The following is a 17,574-nucleotide window of genomic DNA, read 5'->3' as shown; positions in this document are numbered from 1 at the left end:
GAAGGCTGCGCCAGTGCGCACTACCTTCACTCGACCCGAGCCGCCGAGCGTTCGGCGTGGCAAGATTTCCGACCGACCCCAGGCGGCTTCAAGGAGCATTAGCGTGAACCAAGATTGGCAAGGTGCACTGGTGCGCCAGCTGCTTGTGCTGTTGGTCGTATGCCTGCTGATCGGCCTGATCACCGGCGAGTATGCCTGGGCGCTGGTCATAGGCCTGGCCGGGTATCTCGGTTGGACGCTGCACCAGATGCGCCGCCTGCAGCAATGGCTCAAACGCAGCCAGCCTGACGATCCACCACCGGACGGCCACGGCCCGTGGGGGGATATCTTCGACAATCTCTATCAGATGCAGCGCAGGGACCAGCGGCTGCGCAGCCAGCTGCAATCGGTGATCGATCGCGTGCAGGGTTCCACCACGGCGCTCAAGGACGCCGTGATCATGCTCGACAGCGAAGGCAATCTGGAATGGTGGAACCCCGCCGCCGAGCGCCTGCTGGGTTTGAAGCGGCCGCAGGATGCCGGCCACCCGGTCAGCAACCTGGTGCGCCACCCGAGCTTCAAGGAGTATTTCGACAGCGGCCGTCACGATGAGCCGCTGGAGCTGGCCTCCCCCGTCAACGACCGCCTCTGGCTGCAGATCACCATCACCCGCTACGGCAACAGCGAACATCTGATGGTGGTGCGCGACATCACCCGCCTTCACCTGCTGGAACAGATGCGCAAGGACTTCGTCGCCAACGTTTCGCATGAACTGCGCACGCCGCTGACGGTGATTGCCGGTTATCTGGAAACCATGCTCGAGCATACCGACGAGATGCCATCGCGCTGGCCGCGAGCGCTGAACCAGATGAATCAGCAGGCTGGTCGCATGCAGCACCTGCTCAACGACCTGCTGCTGCTTGCCAAGCTGGAAGCCACCAACCCGCCGAACAACAGCCAGCCGGTCAATATCGCCGCCCTGCTGCAGTCGATCAAAAGCGATGCACAAGCTCTATCAGCCGATCAGAACCATAACATCCACCTCGAAGCCGATCCCATCCTGCTGCTCAAGGGCAGCGAGTCCGAACTGCGCAGTGCGTTTTCCAATTTGATATTCAATGCGGTGAAGTACACCCCAAGCGAGGGTGAAATCCGCATCCGCTGGTGGTGTAACGAGTACGGCGCGCATCTCGCCGTTCAGGATTCGGGAATCGGCATCGAAGCCAAGCACCTGCCGCGCCTGACCGAACGGTTCTACCGGGTCGACTCGAGCCGCGCCAGCAACACCGGCGGTACCGGATTGGGCCTGGCCATCGTCAAGCATGTGCTGCTGCGCCACCAAGGTCGTCTGGATGTGGACAGCACGCCAGGCAAAGGCAGTATTTTTACCTGTCACTTCCCGCTATCCCAGGTGACGGTTCGCTGAATACCAACTGTCACCTGCCGAGGGAGGGTCGGATGCGCTCCTTGAAATAACTGGTAACCGGCCCCATTCTTGTGCCGTCACCGACTACCCGAACCCCTCATGGACCCTTCCCCCAGTTTCGCAACCAACTACGTTGCACCCTCCTATTTCGCCGATTTCGGTCTGATCCTCTTTGCCCTGTTCCTGGTTCTGCTCAACGGCTTCTTCGTTGCCGCAGAGTTCGCCATGGTCAAGCTGCGCGCCACCAAGGTCGAAGCCATCGCCAAGCAACATGGCTGGCGCGGACGCATCCTGCGCAAGGTCCACAATCAGCTGGATGCCTATCTGTCGGCCTGTCAGTTGGGTATCACCCTGGCCTCACTCGGCCTCGGCTGGGTCGGTGAACCGGCTTTCGCTCATTTGCTCGAGCCGTTGCTGGCGTTAATCGGCATCGACAACGAAGCGGTGATCCACGGGATTGCCTTCTTCACCGCGTTCTTCATCATTTCCTACCTGCACATCGTCGTCGGCGAGCTAGCGCCCAAGTCATGGGCGATCCGCAAGCCCGAACTGTTGTCACTATGGACGGCTGCGCCGCTGTACCTGTTCTACTGGGCGATGTACCCGGCGATCTACCTGCTCAACGCCAGCGCCAACGCGATACTGCGTGTCGCCGGGCAAGGTGAGCCGGGCGACCATCATGAACATCACTACAGCCGCGACGAGCTGAAACTGATCCTGCACTCCAACCGCGCGCTCGACCCGGCCAACCAGGACATCAAGGTGCTGGCTTCCGCCGTGCAGATGAGCGAGCTGGAAGTCGCCGACTGGTCCAACTCGCGCGAAGATCTGCTGCAACTGGAGCACGACGCATCGCTGCCGGACATCCTTGAGCTGATTCGTCGCCACAAGTACAGCCGTTACCCGGTCTTCGATACCGAGCAGGGCGATTACATCGGTCTGCTGCACATCAAGGATCTGCTCCTGGCGCTGGCCAGCGACGCCGAGCTGGCACAACACTTCGATCTCGCCGCGCTGCTGCGCCCGCTGGAACGGGTGCCCCGGCACCTGCCGCTGAATGCGCTGCTGGATCAGTTCCGCCAGGGCGGCGCGCATTTTGTGCTGGTGGAAGAGGGCGACCACAAGGTGGTGGGCTTCTTGACCATGGAGGACGTGCTCGAGGTTCTGGTGGGCGACATCCAGGACGAACATCGCAAGACCGAGCGCGGCATCCTCGCTTATCAGCCCGGCAAACTGTTGGTGCGTGGCGACACGCCGCTGTTCAAGGTCGAAAGGCTGCTGAACGTCGACCTCGACCACATCGAGGCGGATACCCTTGCCGGCCTGATCTACGAAACCCTGAAACGCGTTCCGGAAGAGAACGAAGTGCTGCTCATCGAAGACCTGCAAATCGTCATCAAGAAGATGCGCGGTCCGAAGATCGTGTTGGCTAAGGTGTTGAAGCAGGAATAAGCGGCTGCAAGCTGCAAGCTGCAAGCGAATTAGAGTCGGGGCAGCGCCGAAACGCCGGCCGGCGTTTCGGCCGTTACTTGAAGCGTGTGGCTTGAAGCGTCCAGCTGCTTCTACTCCCCTCCCACCGCAAAATTCGGCAGGCTGTTGACCGGCTGGGAGAAGTCGAAGGGAATCGATTCGACCGCCAGCCCAACGTTGCGCTGAACCACGAAATGCAGGTGCGGGCCGGTGCTGTTACCGGTATTGCCGGAGCGGGCGATGAGCATTCCAGTATCGATCCGCTGGCCTTCCCGGACGCTCACCGAACCCTTCATCAGGTGCAGATAGACGCCCATGGTGCCATCGTCATGCATGATCCGCACGAAGTTGCCCGCGGGATTGTTACCGCGCCCGCTCTGGCTATTCTCGATCTTCACCACCATGCCGCCACGCGCCGCGATAATCGGCGTGCCTTCAGGCATGGCGATGTCCGCGGCGTAACGGCCTTTGGGCGTGAAATGGCTGTATTTGCCATTGGCGCCCTGGGTCAGGCGAAACGGACCCCCGCGCCAGGGCAGCGGATAACGATAGGGTTTGGGTAGCAGACGCGGATCGCCTAGCGCATGGCGCAGTTTGGGGGTGTATTTCAGGGGCTTTGAAGGGTCGAGCGGCGCAAGGGTCGCCAGACGGATCTGGCTGCGTGGCGGCAGCACCCAGCGGATCGGTTCATCCGGCACGCCGACGGCGTTCTGCACACCAGTCAGCTGGAGTTCGATATCCACCGGCGCGAAGAGGTCATTGCGCACTAGCAAGGTCTCCCCGGCGGCATGCTTGCGCGTCTCCAGCTTCACCTGGTTATCGAGCGTCTCGACCATGCGGTCGTTGAAGGTGAACACGCGCGCGCCAGGAGCGGCCTGGTCGCTGTAGGTGACCACGCCGTTGGCGTCTGTGTATTTGTAGATGGTCAGGGCCGATGCGGGCGATGCCAGCCAGCACGACACGAGACAGAAAAGGATGCGCCCCAACATAACGGCAGACTTCATAGGGTTATGTATTCAGAGCGCTGCAGACTAGCAGCGCAACGGGGCATGCGCGAGCCACCGACCGTCGGGCTGTGAAATCGTTCCAATGAACGCGAATGTTTCCAGACGAGCGGTTTCCAAAGGGCCGCCGCTGTGCCGGTTCAAGCGCCCGGTACGAAATGCCGCTGCGCGGTACCGCGGGCAATCAGTCGCGACAGGTAATCGAGCTTCTGTGGGTCGCGATCGACAAAACGAAAGGTCAGTTGCAACCACTCGGTGTCGGGTTTCGGCTCCAGCGCCGCAACGGCGTGCAAATAGCCATTCAGGCGCGCCACCTCGCCACCTTCGCCCTGCTCCAGGTCGAGCACAGCGCTTTCCAGCACCTGCGGCAGATTCTCGCTGCGCTTGATGACCAGCAAACCCTCCTTGAGGCTCAATGCCTTGATGACGCAGGCGAGCGTCCCGGATGCCAGGCGCAACTGGCCCTGACCGCGGCCGCCGATCGACGCCGAGGGTTTGGGCGTGCTCGGCTGGATCAACGGCGAGGCGAATGCCGGCGAGCTGGCTGGCGCGGCCGCGGGCTTGACCACCTCGGCCTTGCCGCCGGTAAGCGCGGCCAGCGAGTCGTTGGCCATTCCGGTGTTCGTTGGCCGTACCGGCGCGCTGGCAGCCAACGCATCGAGTTTGCCGGCGCGACCCAGCGCCTTGCGGACTTTGGTGGTCAGCTGTTCATTGGAAAAAGGCTTGCCGATGAAATCGGATACGCCGGACTGGATCGCCTGTACAACGTTCTCCTTGTCGCCACGGCTGGTGACCATGATGAACGGCGTGGTTTTGAGATTATCGTGAGCACGACACCAGGTCAGCAGTTCGAGCCCGGACATCTCGGGCATTTCCCAGTCGCAGAGAATCAGATCGAAGCGGTCGCGATCGAGCATCTGCTGGGCCTTGCGACCATTCACCGCTTCCTCGATGCGGATACCCGGAAACTGGCTGCGCAAGCCTTTCTTCACCAAATCCCGGATGAAGGGCGCGTCGTCCACTACCAGCACACTGACCTTGCTCATCAATCGCTCCTGCTTGAATGGTGGCCAGCATAGCGGCAGCCGGCTTTTGAAAAAAGCACAGCCGACCAGCGTCGAGCTTCGGCCGTGCTCGGCCGGGTTCGAATCGGCTCTGAAGCGAGGCGAAGTGTCGCGGAACGGATGGACTCAAGGCATAACGCCAGCGTTGCGCCTGTTATTTTTAATTCACCGAACCTTAGGGTCTGTTCCCATTTCGCTGCGAGCCGCGTTGCTGCGCCAAATGACGCCAGGCAAGGCGCGGGACGCAGGTAATGGTCGCTCCCTTGGCAAGTCCCGCAACGCCGCATGGCGTCATTTGCCGCGCAACCCGAAGGGACGGGCCCGTTTTTGCGCGATACGGCGTTTCTCGTCGCTTATTTGGAGCAACCAAACTGCGCAACTCGTGCCTTGTCTCGCGCAAAAACGGGCTCCGTCGCGGCCGCGACGAAACGGGAACAGACCCTAACGCAAGCGTCAACCTCGCGTATTGCGACGAATGAGGTGGCCGCACCCAGCCCATTCTTTCGCCGCGGCCAGTTGCGTCTGGTCGTTCCCCTGCTACGTTTAGCTCTAAACAATAAAAAACAAGAAGAGTCATATGTCGGACCGAGTGACCCTACCCCCTCGACCTCGCCGTGCCAGCCAGGCACGGCGGCAGGTCACTACTTCCGGCGCTATTCCCGCCGCAACCCCATCCATTTTGTCATCGACACGCCCCATGGATCGCGCCCGTCACTGCGGCGCTCATCGGCGTCCGATCGTCGTGTTGATCGGCAGTCCCGACTGCCACCACCTGACTTACCGAACCGTCCAGTCGTGGCAGCCCGTACGGGCCGTCTGTAAGCGGTCAACCCCTGCAAGGAGATAGGCGATGAAGCTTCTGGCAATTGCAACGGCAGCACTGAGCGCAGCGGCGGTGATTCCCGCATCGGCTGCGGAGATATCCGATGGCAAAGTGAAAATCGGCATCCTCAACGACCAATCCGGCGTCTACGCCGACTTCGGCGGCAAATGGTCCTACGAGGCGGCGAAGATGGCAGCCGAGGATTTCGGCGGAACGGTGCAAGGCGCCCCCATCGAAATCGTCACCGCCGATCATCAGAACAAACCCGACATCGCCTCGAACATTTCCCGCCAGTGGTACGACCGCGAACAGGTCGACTCCATCATGGAGCTGACCACCTCCTCCGTCGCACTCGCGGTGCAGGGCATTTCCAAGGAAAAGAAGAAGATCAACCTGGTGACAGGCGCCGCCACCGCCGAACTGACCGGCAAGCAATGCTCGCCCTATGGTTTCCACTGGGCCTACGATACCCACGCGCTGGCGGTCGGCACCGGTGGCGCGCTGGTATCCCAGGGCGGCGATAGCTGGTACTTCCTTACCGCCGACTACGCCTTCGGCTACTCGCTGGAAGAGCAAACCAGCGCATTCGTCAAAGCCAAAGGCGGCGAGATCAAGGGCGCGGTGCGGCACCCACTGGCGACCAACGATTACTCATCTTTCCTGCTGCAGGCGCAATCGTCCGGCGCCGAAGTCATCGGCCTGGCCAATGCCGGGATGGATACCGCCAACGCGATCAAGCAGGCGGCGGAGTTCGGCATCGTTGCCAGCGGCCAACGGCTGGCGGCGCTGCTCTTCACGCTTTCCGAAGTGCACGGGCTCGGCCTCGAAGCGGCACAAGGCCTGACCCTTACCGAAAGCTTCTACTGGGATCGTGACGACCAGTCCCGCGAATTCGGCAAGCGCTTTTTCGAACGCACCGGCCGCATGCCGAACATGGTCCACGCTGGCACCTACTCGGGCGTGCTGCAGTACCTCAAGGCAATCGACAAGGTCGGCACCGATGAGACCGAAGCGGTCGCCAAGGCCATGCACGAGATGCCGGTTAACGACCTCTTCGCCCGCGATGCCAAGGTCGGTGCCAACGGACGCCTGATCAGCGACGTTTATCTGATGGAGGTGAAAAAGCCGGACGAAAGCAAGGAGCCCTGGGATTACTACAAGGTCCTCGCCACGGTGCCGGGCGACGAGGCGTACATCAAACCAGCCGAGAGCGGCTGCGATCTGGTCAAGCAATAAGCATGGCGGCCAGCATGGGCAACGCAGCCGGGGAAGCCGTGGCTTCCCCGGACACTGACGGCCAACCGCGCGTCGTGCTGTCGGCGCGTGGATTGCGCCGCGATTTCGGTGGGTTCGTGGCAGTGAACAACGTCGATCTGGACGTCCATCACGCCCGGGTCCATGCGTTGATCGGCCCCAACGGCGCGGGCAAGACGACGGTATTCAATCTGTTGACCAAGTTTCTGCAGCCATCGAGCGGCAGCATTAGGCTGCTCGACCAGGACATTACTCGCACCGATCCGGCCAAGGTTGCACGTATGGGGCTGGTGCGGTCCTTTCAGATTTCCGCCGTTTTTCCACATCTGAGCGTGCTGGAGAACGTTCGCGTGGCGCTGCAACGGCCCGGCGGATTGGCCACTCAATTCTGGCTGCCGCTGCGCTCGCTGAACCGGCTGAACGAGCGCGCCATGGCGCTGATCGAGTCGGTCGGCCTACAAGATGCCTGCAACAGACCCGCCGCGGATCTTTCCTACGGGCGCAAGCGCGTGCTGGAAATCGCCACCACCCTCGCTCTGGAGCCGAAGGTGCTACTGCTCGACGAACCCATGGCCGGCATGGGCCACGAGGACGTGCACACCGTGTCCGACCTGATCCGTGAGGTCGCCCGCAACCGCGCCGTGCTGATGGTCGAACACAACCTGAAAGTTGTCGCCGACCTCTGCGATCAGGTCACCGTTCTGCAGCGCGGGGAGATTCTCACCTCGGGTGATTACCGCAGCGTGAGCCAGGACCCGCGCGTCCGCGAAGCCTATATGGGGACGGAAGATGAGTGAGGCGGCCCCACTGTTGAGCGTTCGCGAACTGAACGCCTGGTATGGCGAAAGCCATGCCCTGCACGGCATCGACCTGGACGTGCATCAGGGCGAGACCGTGACGCTACTTGGCCGCAACGGCGTCGGCAAGACCACGGCGCTGCGCTCGATCATGGGCATCATCCGCAAGCGCAGCGGGACCATCACCTTCGATGGGCGCGACATGATGCGCGTGCCGCTGCACCGAACCGCTCATACCGGGATGGGCTTCGTGCCGGAAGAACGCGGCATCTTTGCCACCCTGACGGTCGAGGAAAACCTCACCCTGCCGCCGATCATCGCCCAGGGCGGCATGAGCGTCGGCGAAATCTACGAGCTGTTTCCCAATCTCAAGGAGCGCCGCCACAGCGCCGGGACCAAGCTTTCGGGTGGAGAACAACAGATGCTGGCCATTGCGCGAATCCTGCGTACCGGAACCAAGTTGCTGCTGCTCGACGAACCCACCGAAGGCCTGGCGCCGGTGATCGTACAGCGCATCGGCGATGTGTTGCTGACCCTCAAGCAGCGCGGCATGACCATCCTGCTGGTGGAGCAGAACTTCCGTTTCGCCAGCAAAGTCGCCGACCGCTTCTATCTGGTCGATCACGGAAAGATCGTCGATGACTTCCATGTCAGCGAGCTACCGGATCGCATGACGATACTCAACGAAACCCTGGGGGTCTGATGACGGAGATCTTCGGTGTACCCATTCAGGCCTTTCTCGGGCAATTGCTGATCGGGCTGATCAACGGCTCCTTCTACGCCATGCTCAGCCTCGGCCTGGCAATCATCTTCGGCCTGATCAAGGTGATCAACTTCGCCCACGGCGCGCAGTACATGATGGGCGCGTTCGCCGGTTATCTGCTGCTGGCGGTACTGGGCATCGGATACTGGCCGGCGCTGATCCTGGCGCCGCTGATCGTCGGCCTGGTCGGCGCGGCGGTCGAACGGCTGGCGCTATCGCGTCTGTATAATCTCGATCATCTCTACGGCCTGCTGTTTACCTTTGGCCTGGCCCTCGCGCTGGAAGGTGCGTTCCGCTACTACTACGGCTCATCCGGCCAGCCCTACGCGGTGCCGAGCCTGCTGTCGGGCGGCTACAACCTCGGCTTCATGTTTCTGCCCAAGTACCGCGCCTGGGTCGTGCTGGCGTCGTTGCTTATCTGCCTGGGTACCTGGCTGCTGATCGAAAAGACCAAACTCGGCGCCTATCTGCGTGCGGCGACCGAGAACCCGACACTGGTGCGCACCTTCGGCATCAACGTGCCGCTGCTGCTGACCTTCACCTACGGACTGGGCGCCGGACTAGCGGGGCTGGCCGGGATTCTCGCGGCCCCGATCTACCAGGTCAGTCCGCTGATGGGCTCGAACCTCATCATCGTGGTGTTCGCCGTGGTGGTGGTGGGCGGCATGGGCTCGATTCTCGGCGCGATCATCACCGGCTATATGCTCGGCATCCTCGAGGGGCTGACGAAGGTGTTCTATCCCGAGGCGTCCAATATCGTGATCTTCGTGGTCATGGCGATCGTGTTGCTCGTGCGCCCTGCGGGCCTGATGGGAAGGGATGGCTGATATGCAAGCGACCGCAACGTCCGCTGCAAAGCGAAAGCATTGGAATGCCGAGAGGATTCTGATTCTTCTCGGCATCGTCGCGCTGGTACTGGCGCCCCTGTATTTCTACCCCGTGTTCCTGATGAAGGTGATGTGCTTCGCGCTGTTCGCCTGCGCGTTCAACCTGCTGCTCGGCTACACCGGCATTCTCTCGTTCGGCCACGCCGCATTCTTCGGCGGCGCCGCCTATTTCACCGCCCACGCGGTCAAGGAATGGGGCCTGACGCCGGAACTGGGCATTCTGGTCGGCGTGGTCGGCGCCGCGTTTCTGGGCTTGGTGATCGGCTTTCTGGCGATCCGCAGGCAAGGCATCTACTCGACGATGATCACGCTGGCGCTGTCGCAGATGTTTTTCTTCTTTTGCCTGCAGGCGCCCTTCACCCACGGCGAAGATGGCATCCAGGGCGTTCCGCGCGGCCACCTGTTCGGGCTGATCGACCTGAAAGAACCGCTGAGCATGTACTTCTTCGTGCTGACGGTGTTTCTGCTCGGGTTGTTGGCGATCTGGCGCATCATCAACTCGCCCTACGGCATGATCCTCAAATCGATTCGTGAGAACGAAAACCGCGCCATTTCCCTCGGCTATTCGGTGTCCCGCTACAAGCTGGGCGCCTTCGTCATGTCGGCAGCGCTGGCGGGGCTGGCCGGCGGGTTGAAGGCGCTGGTGTTCCAGTTCGCCACCCTGACCGACGTCAGCTGGCAGATGTCCGGTGAAGTGGTGCTGATGACGCTGCTTGGCGGCATTGGCACGCTGGTCGGTCCGGTGTTCGGCGCCGCGCTGGTGACTACGCTGGGCAACTACTTCGCCACCTCGGAGCTGCCGGTCACGCTGGTAACCGGGATCATCTTCATGGTCTGCGTGCTGATCTTCCGCCGCGGCATCATCGGCGAGCTGTATGCCTCTCGATTGGGGCGCAAGATCGAAGGCTCGCGCGACGAGTGAATCAGTGGCCTTCCAGATGCGCGTGCAGCGCGACGAACTGCTGGGTCAGCTTGTGCCGCGGATCGAAATGAATCAGCGGCACGCAGACCTGATGCGACTCACGCATCCGCACCGAACTCATCAGATGCACCGGTAGCACGGGCAAACCGTCGGCCAGCAGCTCGTCGATCATCTGCTGCGGCAGCGCCGCCCTCGGCTGAAACTGATTGACCACGATCCCCTCGACCTCCAACCCTTCGTTATGGTCTTCCTGTAAATCCTCGATTTCATCGAGCAAGCTGTACAGCGCCTGACGGGAAAAGCTGTCGCAGTCGAACGGAATCAGGCAACGGTCCGCCGCAATCAATGCCGATACCGTGAAAAAATTGAGGGCCGGCGGCGTATCGATATAGATCCGCTCGTATTCTTCGGAGAGGCTTTCGAGCAGCTTTCGCAGCTTGTTGATCTTGTGCTTGGCTTCGAGCTTCGGTTGCAGATCCGCCAGTTCGGCCGTGGCGCCGACCAGATGCAGATTATCGAAGCGGGTCTCGCTGATCGGCGGTCGCGCCTTCTTTCCCGCCGCGCCGCCGGCCAATATCTGTTTGAAGTAGTCGGCGATGCCGGTGGGCAGATCGTCCCCTGCCAATCCGCTAAGGTAATGACTGGAGTTGGCCTGGGCATCGAGGTCCACCAGCAAGGTGCGATAGCCCTCGGCCGCGCTCACCGCCGCGAGATTGCAGGCAATGCTGGACTTACCGACACCGCCTTTCTGATTGAACACTACCCTGCGCATGCCCGACCTCCCGAAACACAATCGGTCGAGTCTATAGCGCAAATGTGACAGTCAGGTTATCGCCCAGGAAGAACCCGACCAAAGTCCGATATCAAACCGCCACGGGCGCCTTGATGTGCGGATGCGCTTCATAGCCAACCAGCTCGAAATCCTCGAAACGGAAGGCGAACAGGTCTTTGACCTCGGGATTGAGCTTCATCGTCGGCAGCGGCAGCGGCTCACGCGTCAGCTGCAGATCGGCCTGCTCCAGATGATTGGCGTACAGATGGCAATCGCCGCCGCTCCAGATGAACTCGCCCGGCTGCAGATTGCAGACCTGCGCCACCATCAGCGTCAGCAGTGCGTAACTGGCGATGTTAAAGGGCACGCCGAGGAAGATGTCTGCCGAGCGCTGGTACAGCTGGCAGCTGAGCTTGCCGTCGGCGACATAGAACTGGAACAGCGCATGACACGGCGGCAGTGCCATTTGGTCGACCAGCGCCGGGTTCCAGGCCGATACGATCAGCCGGCGGGAGTCTGGATTGCTCTTGATCATGTCAATCAGCTTGGCGATCTGGTCGACCGACTCCCCATTGGGCGCCGGCCAGTTGCGCCACTGGTAACCGTAGACCGGACCGAGTTCGCCATTCTCGTCGGCCCATTCGTCCCAGATGCGCACGCCGTTTTCCTGCAGATAGCGCACGTTGGTATCACCCTGCAGGAACCACAGCAGCTCATGAATGATGGATTTGAGGTGGCATTTCTTGGTGGTCACCAGCGGGAAACCGTCGGCCAGGTCAAAGCGCATCTGATGGCCGAACACGCTGTAAGTGCCGGTGCCGGTGCGATCGCTCTTGAAAGTGCCGTTCTCGCGCACATGGCGCATCAGGTCGAGATACTGTTTCATCGATGGGCTCGAAGCGGGCGCCGAGGCGCGGTGAAAGGAAACCTGTGAATAGTAAGAGCCGGCGCCCGGCTTGTCTTGCGCTTGGCGACAAGCCGGGCGTATGGCGTCAGGCCGACGCCTTGGCCGGCTCGTGGCGGTAGCCCCAGGCGATCATGCCGAGGCCGATCAGCACCATCGGCACGCACAATACCTGCCCCATGGTCAGCCAGCCGAAGGCCAGGTAGCCGAGTTGGGCATCGGGCACTCGTACGAATTCGACGATGAAGCGGAAGATGCCGTAGCACACCGCGAACAGCCCGGACACCGCCATGGTTGGCCTCGGCTTGCTCGAATAAATCCAGAGAATGACGAACAGCGCCACGCCTTCCAGTACGAATTGGTAGAGCTGCGAGGGGTGCCGCGCGAGTTGCTGCGGATCGGTGGGGAACACCATCGCCCAGGGCACATCCGTCGCCTTGCCCCACAACTCGGCATTGATGAAGTTGCCGATGCGTCCGGCGCCCAGGCCGATGGGTACGAACGGCGCGATGAAATCCATCAGTTCGAAGAAGCTCTTGCCGTTACGCCGCGCGAAGATCCAAGTGCACAGCAACACGCCGATCAGGCCGCCATGGAACGACATGCCGCCCTTCCAGACCTGCAGGATCAAACTCGGGTCGTTGAGGTAGGCAGCCAGATCGTAGAACAGCACGTAGCCCAGCCGCCCGCCGACGATCACGCCCATGGCGACCCAGAAGACAAGATCGGAAAGCTTGTCCTTGTTCCAGCTGGGTTCGAAGCGGTGCAACCGGCGCGACGCGAGCAGCCAGGCGCCGCCAATGCCGATCAGGTACATCAGGCCGTACCAGTGAATCTGCAGCGGTCCGAGCGAGACAGCTACTGGGTCTATCTGCGGATAAGGCAACATCCGGGTTTCCTCAGATCAAGAAGTTGATACCAACGCAAAGCAGCAACAGCGCAAACAGGCGCCTGAGCATCGGCGCCGACAGCCGATGCGCCAGCTGCGCACCGATGCGGGCGAAGAACATGCTGGTTATCGCGATACCCACCATTGCCGGCAGATAGACGAAACCGAAGCTCCATTCCGGTAGATGCGCATCCTGCCAGCCGACCACTACAAAACTCAACGCGCCGACGAGGGCGATGGGTAAACCGCAGGCCGCGGACGTCGCGACGGCTTGCTGCATCGGCACGCTGCGCCAGCTGAGGAAGGGCACTGTCAGTGAGCCCCCGCCAATCCCGAAGATCGCCGAAGCCCAGCCAACCACCACCCCCGCCAGCGTCAGCCCAGGCTTGCCGGGCACGCCACCGCTGGCCTTGGGCTGCAACGAGAAGGCCATCTGGATCGCCATGGCTATGGCGAACACGCCGATGATTTTTTGCAATATCGGCCCTTGAATCGAGGCGGCAGTAACGCTGCCCAACGCAGCGCCGAGCAGGATGCCGAAGGTCATCCACAGCACCACCGGCCATTGCACTGCGCCCTTGCGGTGGTGGGCTAGGATCGAGTTCAGCGAAGTGAAGATGATCGTCGCCAGCGATGTGCCGACGGCCAGATGGGTCAGTATCTGCGGATCGAAACCTTGCAGGGTAAAGCTGAACACCAGCACCGGGACGATGATCATCCCGCCACCAACACCGAACAGTCCGGCCAGCACACCAGCGAATCCGCCAAGCAGCAGATAAAGCACGAACTCCATCGGACCGTCCTAAAAAACAAAGCGGCATGGTAGCTGAAAAGCTGGAACAGGTTGCCGATCCGGGCTGCTTGGCTTCAAGCTTATGGCTTCAAGCTTTCAGCTGAGCAAGCCTATGTGCCTGATCGTATTCGCCTGGCGCCCGACCCATGCGCTACCGCTGATCGTCGCGGCCAACCGTGACGAGTTTCATGCGCGCCCAAGCCAGCCTCTGGGCTATTGGGACGACGCGCCGCACATCGTCGCGGGGCGCGATCTGCAGGCCGGCGGTACCTGGATGGGCGTAGGGCCTGCTGGTCGTTTCGCCGCGCTGACGAATATTCGGGCGCCTGGAACACCTCTCGGAACGCGCTCACGGGGCGAGTTGCCGGAGCGCTTTCTACTCGGCCAGCTGTCGCCAGAGGCTTATCTAATCGAGCTGGCCGGCAACCTGCAGCACTATTCCGGATTCAATCTGTTGGTAGGCGACGCGCATCAACTCTGGTATCTCAATTCGCACATCGGAATACCGGAACAGCTGTCCGCCGGCGTTTATGGATTATCCAACGCGGCATTGAACACCCCCTGGCCGAAACTGGTGCGGGCCCGCTCGGCACTACATGAATGCCTGGGAGCACCGAAAGCGGATGATCTGCTCCGGCTGTTGAGCGACGCGCAGCTTGCCGCAGACGCCGACCTGCCCAACACCGGCGTGCCGTACGAATGGGAAAAGAGGCTGTCCAGCGTGTTCATCGCCTGCGCCGATTACGGAACCCGCGCAAGCACCGCACTGCTTCGCCGCGCCGATGGCTCGGCGGAGATCATCGAGCGCCGCTTCGGCCCAGCCGGTGCGCTAGGCGAGAGCCGCATCAGTCTCCCGCCATTGCTGGGCTAGAGTCTGAAGTTCGTTCAAGAGCTGGCGAATGAATTTCGTACAAGGGCCAGGCGCCGCGACGAGTCATAGCAGGACTAAGGCGAGGCGCGGTTACGCAATCCGGCGGTAAAGGCGTCGGCAGATTAAACAGCCAAGCCCCTGATTCAGGACCTAGATCGCCGCCGACGGGTTGACCATGCGATCCAGGCCAAGGTTACGCAGGGTCAGCTGCACCGTGGCGTGAATCACCTGCGGGCTGTCCATCACCATCACCTTGGCCAGCAGCTCGCGAGCCATGGATGAACTGATCTGGCGCAGCAGCCACTTCACTTTCGGCAGGTTGGTGGCGTTCATCGACAGGCTGTCGAAACCCATCGCCAGCAGCAGGATGGCAGCACCGGGATCACCGGCCATCTCGCCACAGATGCTCACCGGCTTGCCCTCGTCGTGAGCCTCGCGAACGATGCGCTGCAACGCCTCGAGTACCGCCGGGTGCAGATAATCGTAGAGATCGGCGACGCGCGGATTGTTGCGGTCGACCGCCAGCAGATACTGCGTCAGGTCATTCGAACCCACCGAAAGAAAGTCCACCTGGCGCGCCAGCTCGCGCGTCAGATAGACCGCCGCCGGCACTTCGATCATCACGCCTATCGGCGGCATCTCGACGTCCGTGCCTTCATCCCGCACCTCGCCCCAGGCACGGTGGATCAGGTGCAGGGCTTCTTCCAGCTCGTGAGTGCCGGAAATCATCGGCAGCAGAATGCGCAGGTTGTTCAACCCGGCACTGGCCTTGAGCATCGCGCGGGTCTGCAGCAGGAAGATCTCGGGGTGATCCAGCGTGACGCGGATGCCGCGCCAGCCGAGGAAAGGATTCTCTTCTTTGATCGGGAAATACGGCAGGCTTTTGTCGCCCCCGATATCCAGGGTGCGCATGGTGACCGGCAGCGGATGGAAGGCCTCCAGCTGCTCGCGATAGATCGCCATCTGCTCCTTTTCGCTGGGGAAGCGCTCCTTGATCATGAAGGGCACTTCGGTGCGATACAGGCCGACGCCTTCGGCGCCGCGTTCTTGCGCACGCACCACGTCGGCCAGCAGACCGGTATTGACCCACAACGGAATGCGCACGCCATCGGTGGTTTCGCAGGGCAACTCGCGCAGGATGTCCAGACCTTCGGAGAGCTGGCGCTCCTGCTCGGCGAGGACGAGGTATTGTTCGCGCAGCACCTTGGCCGGGTTGGTGATGATTTCGCCGCGCGTACCGTCGATGATCAGCTCGATGCCATCGACCTTCGAATACGGCAGGTCTACCGCTCCCATCACCGTGGGAATGCCCATGGCACGCGCCAGGATGGCGACATGGGAGTTGCTCGAACCCAGCACCGACACCATGCCCGCCAGCTTGCCTTCCGGCACTTCGCCGAGCATGGCCGGGGACAGCTCCTCGCTGACCAGGATCGTTTTGTCCGGGTAGGTCAGGGTCTGCTGGCGTGCCTGCTGCAGATAGCTGAGCAGACGCCGGCCGATATCCTTGACGTCCGAGGCACGCTCGCGCAGATAGGCATCGTCCATCATCTCGAAACGTGCGACATGATCACCGACCACCTGGCGCAAGGCCCCCTGAGCCCATTGGCCGGTGCGGATGACCTTGGTTACCTCGCCGCCGAGAGCGGAGTCGTCGAGCATCATCAGGTAAACGTCGAACAGCGCGCGCTCTTCTTTGCGCATCTGCGTGGCGAGTTTCTCCGACAGCGCACGCATATCGGCGCGTACCGCCTCGAGCGCGGTTTCGAACAGTTCGAGCTCGGCCGGAACGTTATTGATCGTCTTATCCGGCACCACGTCCAGATCGGCCGGTGGCAGCACCACCACCGCTGTTCCCACGGCCGCGCCCGGCGCACCTGGAATGCCGATGAAGCGGGTTTCCTGAATGCCCTTGCCCTGCCGACCGAGGCCACGAATCGAGCCGGTCGCCTCGGCATGGGCGATGACGCCCGCAAGCTGCGCGCTCATGGTCACGAGGAAGGCTTCTTCGCCCTCGTCGAACAGGCGCCGTTCCTTCTGCTGAATGACTAGCACGCCCATCACCCGCCGATGGTGGATGATCGGCGCACCGAGGAACGAGGCGTAGCGCTCCTCTCCGGTTTCGGCGAAATAGCGGTAGCGGGGATGCTCGGAGGCGTGTTCGAGATTGAGCGGTTCCTCACGGGTACCGACCAGACCGACCAGGCCCTCGTTCGGGGCCATGCTGACCTTGCCGATGGCTTTCTTGTTCAGGCCCTCGGTGGCCATCAGGACGAAACGGCCAGACTCGGGGTCGAGCAGATAGACCGAGCAGACCTGGCTGCCCATGGCCTCACGAACTCTCAGCACGATAATGCCCAATGCCGCCTTGAGGTCCTTGGCGGCATTCACTTCCTGGACAATCTTGCGCAGCGTGCCGAGCATGCTCAGAGGCTTTCTCCCGTCAGTCCCGCGCCATCAGGCGCGGGGCGAGTTCTTTTAAGGCGCGACGATAAACCTCGCGCTTGAAGGTAACGACCTGGCCCAGTGGGTACCAGTAGCTAACCCAGCGCCAGCCATCGAATTCGGGTTTGCCGGTCAGATCCATGCGCACCCGGTCCTCGGCGCCGGTCAGGCGCAGCAGAAACCACTTCTGCTTTTGTCCTATGCACAGCGGCTGGCTATGAGTACGCACCAGGCGTTGCGGCAGACGATAACGCAGCCAGCCTCGCGTGCAGGCGAGGATCTTCACGTCCTGCTGTTCCAGCCCGACTTCTTCGTTAAGTTCGCGGTAAAGCGCCTCTTCCGGCGTCTCGCGCGGATTGATACCGCCCTGCGGAAATTGCCAGGCGTCCTGATTAATCCGCCGGGCCCACAACACCTGCCCGTCATCATTGGTCAGGATGATGCCGACATTGGGGCGAAAACCATCGGAGTCGATCACGGCATACAACCTCGCAAACGCATGTCGCGGCAT

16 protein-coding genes are annotated in these 17,574 nt (G+C 61.7%); 8 read left to right on the top strand and 8 right to left on the bottom strand.

Annotated features, from left to right (window positions below; all coding sequences use genetic code 11):
- The first annotated feature begins 103 nt into the window (after positions 1 to 103).
- A complete protein-coding gene (gene phoR, locus V6943_RS06035; protein ID WP_340552886.1) occupies positions 104 to 1,405 on the top strand; it encodes a phosphate regulon sensor histidine kinase PhoR in 1,302 nt (433 codons plus the stop codon).
- Positions 1,406 to 1,504: 99 nt separating this feature from the next.
- The gene (locus V6943_RS06030) at positions 1,505 to 2,857 is read left to right on the top strand and encodes a hemolysin family protein (protein ID WP_340552885.1); all 1,353 of its coding nucleotides are present in this window, start codon (positions 1,505 to 1,507) and stop codon (positions 2,855 to 2,857) included.
- A 110-nt stretch (positions 2,858 to 2,967) separates the two neighbouring features.
- Here the strand turns inward: V6943_RS06030 and V6943_RS06025 are convergent, their stop codons facing one another.
- Together V6943_RS06025 and V6943_RS06020 are read right to left on the bottom strand one after the other, a co-directional pair.
- Complete coding sequence (locus tag V6943_RS06025; RefSeq protein ID WP_197445371.1) at positions 2,968 to 3,864, bottom strand: peptidoglycan DD-metalloendopeptidase family protein; 897 nt, start codon at positions 3,862 to 3,864, stop codon at positions 2,968 to 2,970.
- Positions 3,865 to 4,019: 155 nt separating this feature from the next.
- Positions 4,020 to 4,925, bottom strand: coding sequence for a response regulator (locus V6943_RS06020; RefSeq protein ID WP_340552884.1), 906 nt, complete (start codon positions 4,923 to 4,925; stop codon positions 4,020 to 4,022).
- Positions 4,926 to 5,793: 868 nt separating this feature from the next.
- On the opposite strand from V6943_RS06020, the gene V6943_RS06015 reads away from it, so the two are divergent.
- The 5 genes from V6943_RS06015 to V6943_RS05995 are packed head-to-tail and all read left to right on the top strand — an operon-like array spanning position 5,794 to position 10,389.
- A complete protein-coding gene (locus V6943_RS06015; RefSeq protein ID WP_131651394.1) occupies positions 5,794 to 7,002 on the top strand; it encodes an ABC transporter substrate-binding protein in 1,209 nt (402 codons plus the stop codon).
- A gap of 14 nt (positions 7,003 to 7,016) precedes the next feature.
- Entirely contained in the window at positions 7,017 to 7,817 is an 801-nt protein-coding gene (locus tag V6943_RS06010; RefSeq protein WP_131651393.1) for an ABC transporter ATP-binding protein, read from the top strand.
- Positions 7,810 to 8,520 carry an ABC transporter ATP-binding protein gene (locus V6943_RS06005; RefSeq protein WP_340552883.1) on the top strand — a complete coding sequence of 237 codons (711 nt, stop codon included), beginning with the start codon at positions 7,810 to 7,812 and terminating at the stop codon, positions 8,518 to 8,520. The genes V6943_RS06010 and V6943_RS06005 overlap by 8 nt, the downstream gene beginning before the upstream one ends.
- Positions 8,520 to 9,407 (top strand): branched-chain amino acid ABC transporter permease, encoded by an 888-nt coding sequence (locus tag V6943_RS06000; RefSeq protein WP_131651391.1) that lies wholly within the window; start codon positions 8,520 to 8,522, stop codon positions 9,405 to 9,407. Before V6943_RS06005 ends, V6943_RS06000 begins: the two co-directional genes overlap by 1 nt.
- 1 nt (position 9,408) lies before the next feature.
- On the top strand, positions 9,409 to 10,389 hold the full coding sequence (locus V6943_RS05995) for a branched-chain amino acid ABC transporter permease (RefSeq protein ID WP_131651390.1): 981 nt from the start codon (positions 9,409 to 9,411) through the stop codon (positions 10,387 to 10,389).
- 1 nt (position 10,390) lies between these two features.
- On the opposite strand, the gene V6943_RS05990 is transcribed toward V6943_RS05995, so the two are convergent.
- From V6943_RS05990 to V6943_RS05975, 4 genes are all read right to left on the bottom strand, one after another.
- Positions 10,391 to 11,161: a ParA family protein gene (locus V6943_RS05990; RefSeq protein ID WP_131651389.1), complete on the bottom strand. Its 771-nt coding sequence runs from the start codon at positions 11,159 to 11,161 to the stop codon at positions 10,391 to 10,393.
- A gap of 91 nt (positions 11,162 to 11,252) precedes the next feature.
- Positions 11,253 to 12,047, bottom strand: a complete 795-nt coding sequence (locus V6943_RS05985) for a thymidylate synthase (RefSeq protein ID WP_131651388.1) — start codon at positions 12,045 to 12,047, stop codon at positions 11,253 to 11,255.
- Positions 12,048 to 12,153: 106 nt separating this feature from the next.
- A complete protein-coding gene (gene lgt, locus V6943_RS05980; protein WP_131651387.1) occupies positions 12,154 to 12,954 on the bottom strand; it encodes a prolipoprotein diacylglyceryl transferase in 801 nt (266 codons plus the stop codon).
- A 10-nt stretch (positions 12,955 to 12,964) separates the two neighbouring features.
- A complete protein-coding gene (locus tag V6943_RS05975) occupies positions 12,965 to 13,747 on the bottom strand; it encodes a sulfite exporter TauE/SafE family protein (RefSeq protein WP_340552882.1) in 783 nt (260 codons plus the stop codon).
- Between the two features lie 112 nt (positions 13,748 to 13,859).
- Between V6943_RS05975 and V6943_RS05970 the strand changes: the two genes are divergently transcribed.
- A complete protein-coding gene (locus tag V6943_RS05970; RefSeq protein WP_340552881.1) occupies positions 13,860 to 14,618 on the top strand; it encodes an NRDE family protein in 759 nt (252 codons plus the stop codon).
- A gap of 150 nt (positions 14,619 to 14,768) precedes the next feature.
- Here V6943_RS05970 and ptsP read toward each other — a convergent pair whose 3' ends face one another.
- Positions 14,769 to 17,042 carry a phosphoenolpyruvate--protein phosphotransferase gene (gene ptsP / locus V6943_RS05965; protein WP_197445268.1) on the bottom strand — a complete coding sequence of 758 codons (2,274 nt, stop codon included), beginning with the start codon at positions 17,040 to 17,042 and terminating at the stop codon, positions 14,769 to 14,771.
- A gap of 19 nt (positions 17,043 to 17,061) precedes the next feature.
- Positions 17,062 to 17,541 (bottom strand): RNA pyrophosphohydrolase, encoded by a 480-nt coding sequence (locus tag V6943_RS05960; protein ID WP_131651383.1) that lies wholly within the window; start codon positions 17,539 to 17,541, stop codon positions 17,062 to 17,064.
- Positions 17,542 to 17,574 lie beyond the last annotated feature (33 nt).

The sequence above is a fragment of the Pseudomonas sp. CBC3 genome (assembly GCF_037967085.1).
Classification (GTDB): domain Bacteria; phylum Pseudomonadota; class Gammaproteobacteria; order Pseudomonadales; family Pseudomonadaceae; genus Stutzerimonas.
Note: the sequence above shows the minus strand (reverse complement) of the source record. Positions and strands in the feature narration are given on the sequence as shown.

What these genes read in the sequence shown, in the direction of transcription:
- V6943_RS05975 (WP_340552882.1), bottom strand. Translation starts at nt 13,747, where the DNA reads ATGGAGTTCGTGCTTTATCTGCTGCTTGGCGGATTCGCTGGTGTGCTG.
- V6943_RS06005 (WP_340552883.1), top strand. Translation starts at nt 7,810, where the DNA reads ATGAGTGAGGCGGCCCCACTGTTGAGCGTTCGCGAACTGAACGCCTGG.
- V6943_RS05990 (WP_131651389.1), bottom strand. Translation starts at nt 11,161, where the DNA reads ATGCGCAGGGTAGTGTTCAATCAGAAAGGCGGTGTCGGTAAGTCCAGC.
- V6943_RS05970 (WP_340552881.1), top strand. Translation starts at nt 13,860, where the DNA reads ATGTGCCTGATCGTATTCGCCTGGCGCCCGACCCATGCGCTACCGCTG.
- V6943_RS06025 (WP_197445371.1), bottom strand. Translation starts at nt 3,864, where the DNA reads ATGTTGGGGCGCATCCTTTTCTGTCTCGTGTCGTGCTGGCTGGCATCG.
- V6943_RS06000 (WP_131651391.1), top strand. Translation starts at nt 8,520, where the DNA reads ATGACGGAGATCTTCGGTGTACCCATTCAGGCCTTTCTCGGGCAATTG.
- V6943_RS06030 (WP_340552885.1), top strand. Translation starts at nt 1,505, where the DNA reads ATGGACCCTTCCCCCAGTTTCGCAACCAACTACGTTGCACCCTCCTAT.
- V6943_RS06015 (WP_131651394.1), top strand. Translation starts at nt 5,794, where the DNA reads ATGAAGCTTCTGGCAATTGCAACGGCAGCACTGAGCGCAGCGGCGGTG.
- V6943_RS06010 (WP_131651393.1), top strand. Translation starts at nt 7,017, where the DNA reads ATGGGCAACGCAGCCGGGGAAGCCGTGGCTTCCCCGGACACTGACGGC.
- ptsP (WP_197445268.1), bottom strand. Translation starts at nt 17,042, where the DNA reads ATGCTCGGCACGCTGCGCAAGATTGTCCAGGAAGTGAATGCCGCCAAG.
- V6943_RS06020 (WP_340552884.1), bottom strand. Translation starts at nt 4,925, where the DNA reads ATGAGCAAGGTCAGTGTGCTGGTAGTGGACGACGCGCCCTTCATCCGG.
- V6943_RS05995 (WP_131651390.1), top strand. Translation starts at nt 9,409, where the DNA reads ATGCAAGCGACCGCAACGTCCGCTGCAAAGCGAAAGCATTGGAATGCC.
- V6943_RS05985 (WP_131651388.1), bottom strand. Translation starts at nt 12,047, where the DNA reads ATGAAACAGTATCTCGACCTGATGCGCCATGTGCGCGAGAACGGCACT.
- lgt (WP_131651387.1), bottom strand. Translation starts at nt 12,954, where the DNA reads ATGTTGCCTTATCCGCAGATAGACCCAGTAGCTGTCTCGCTCGGACCG.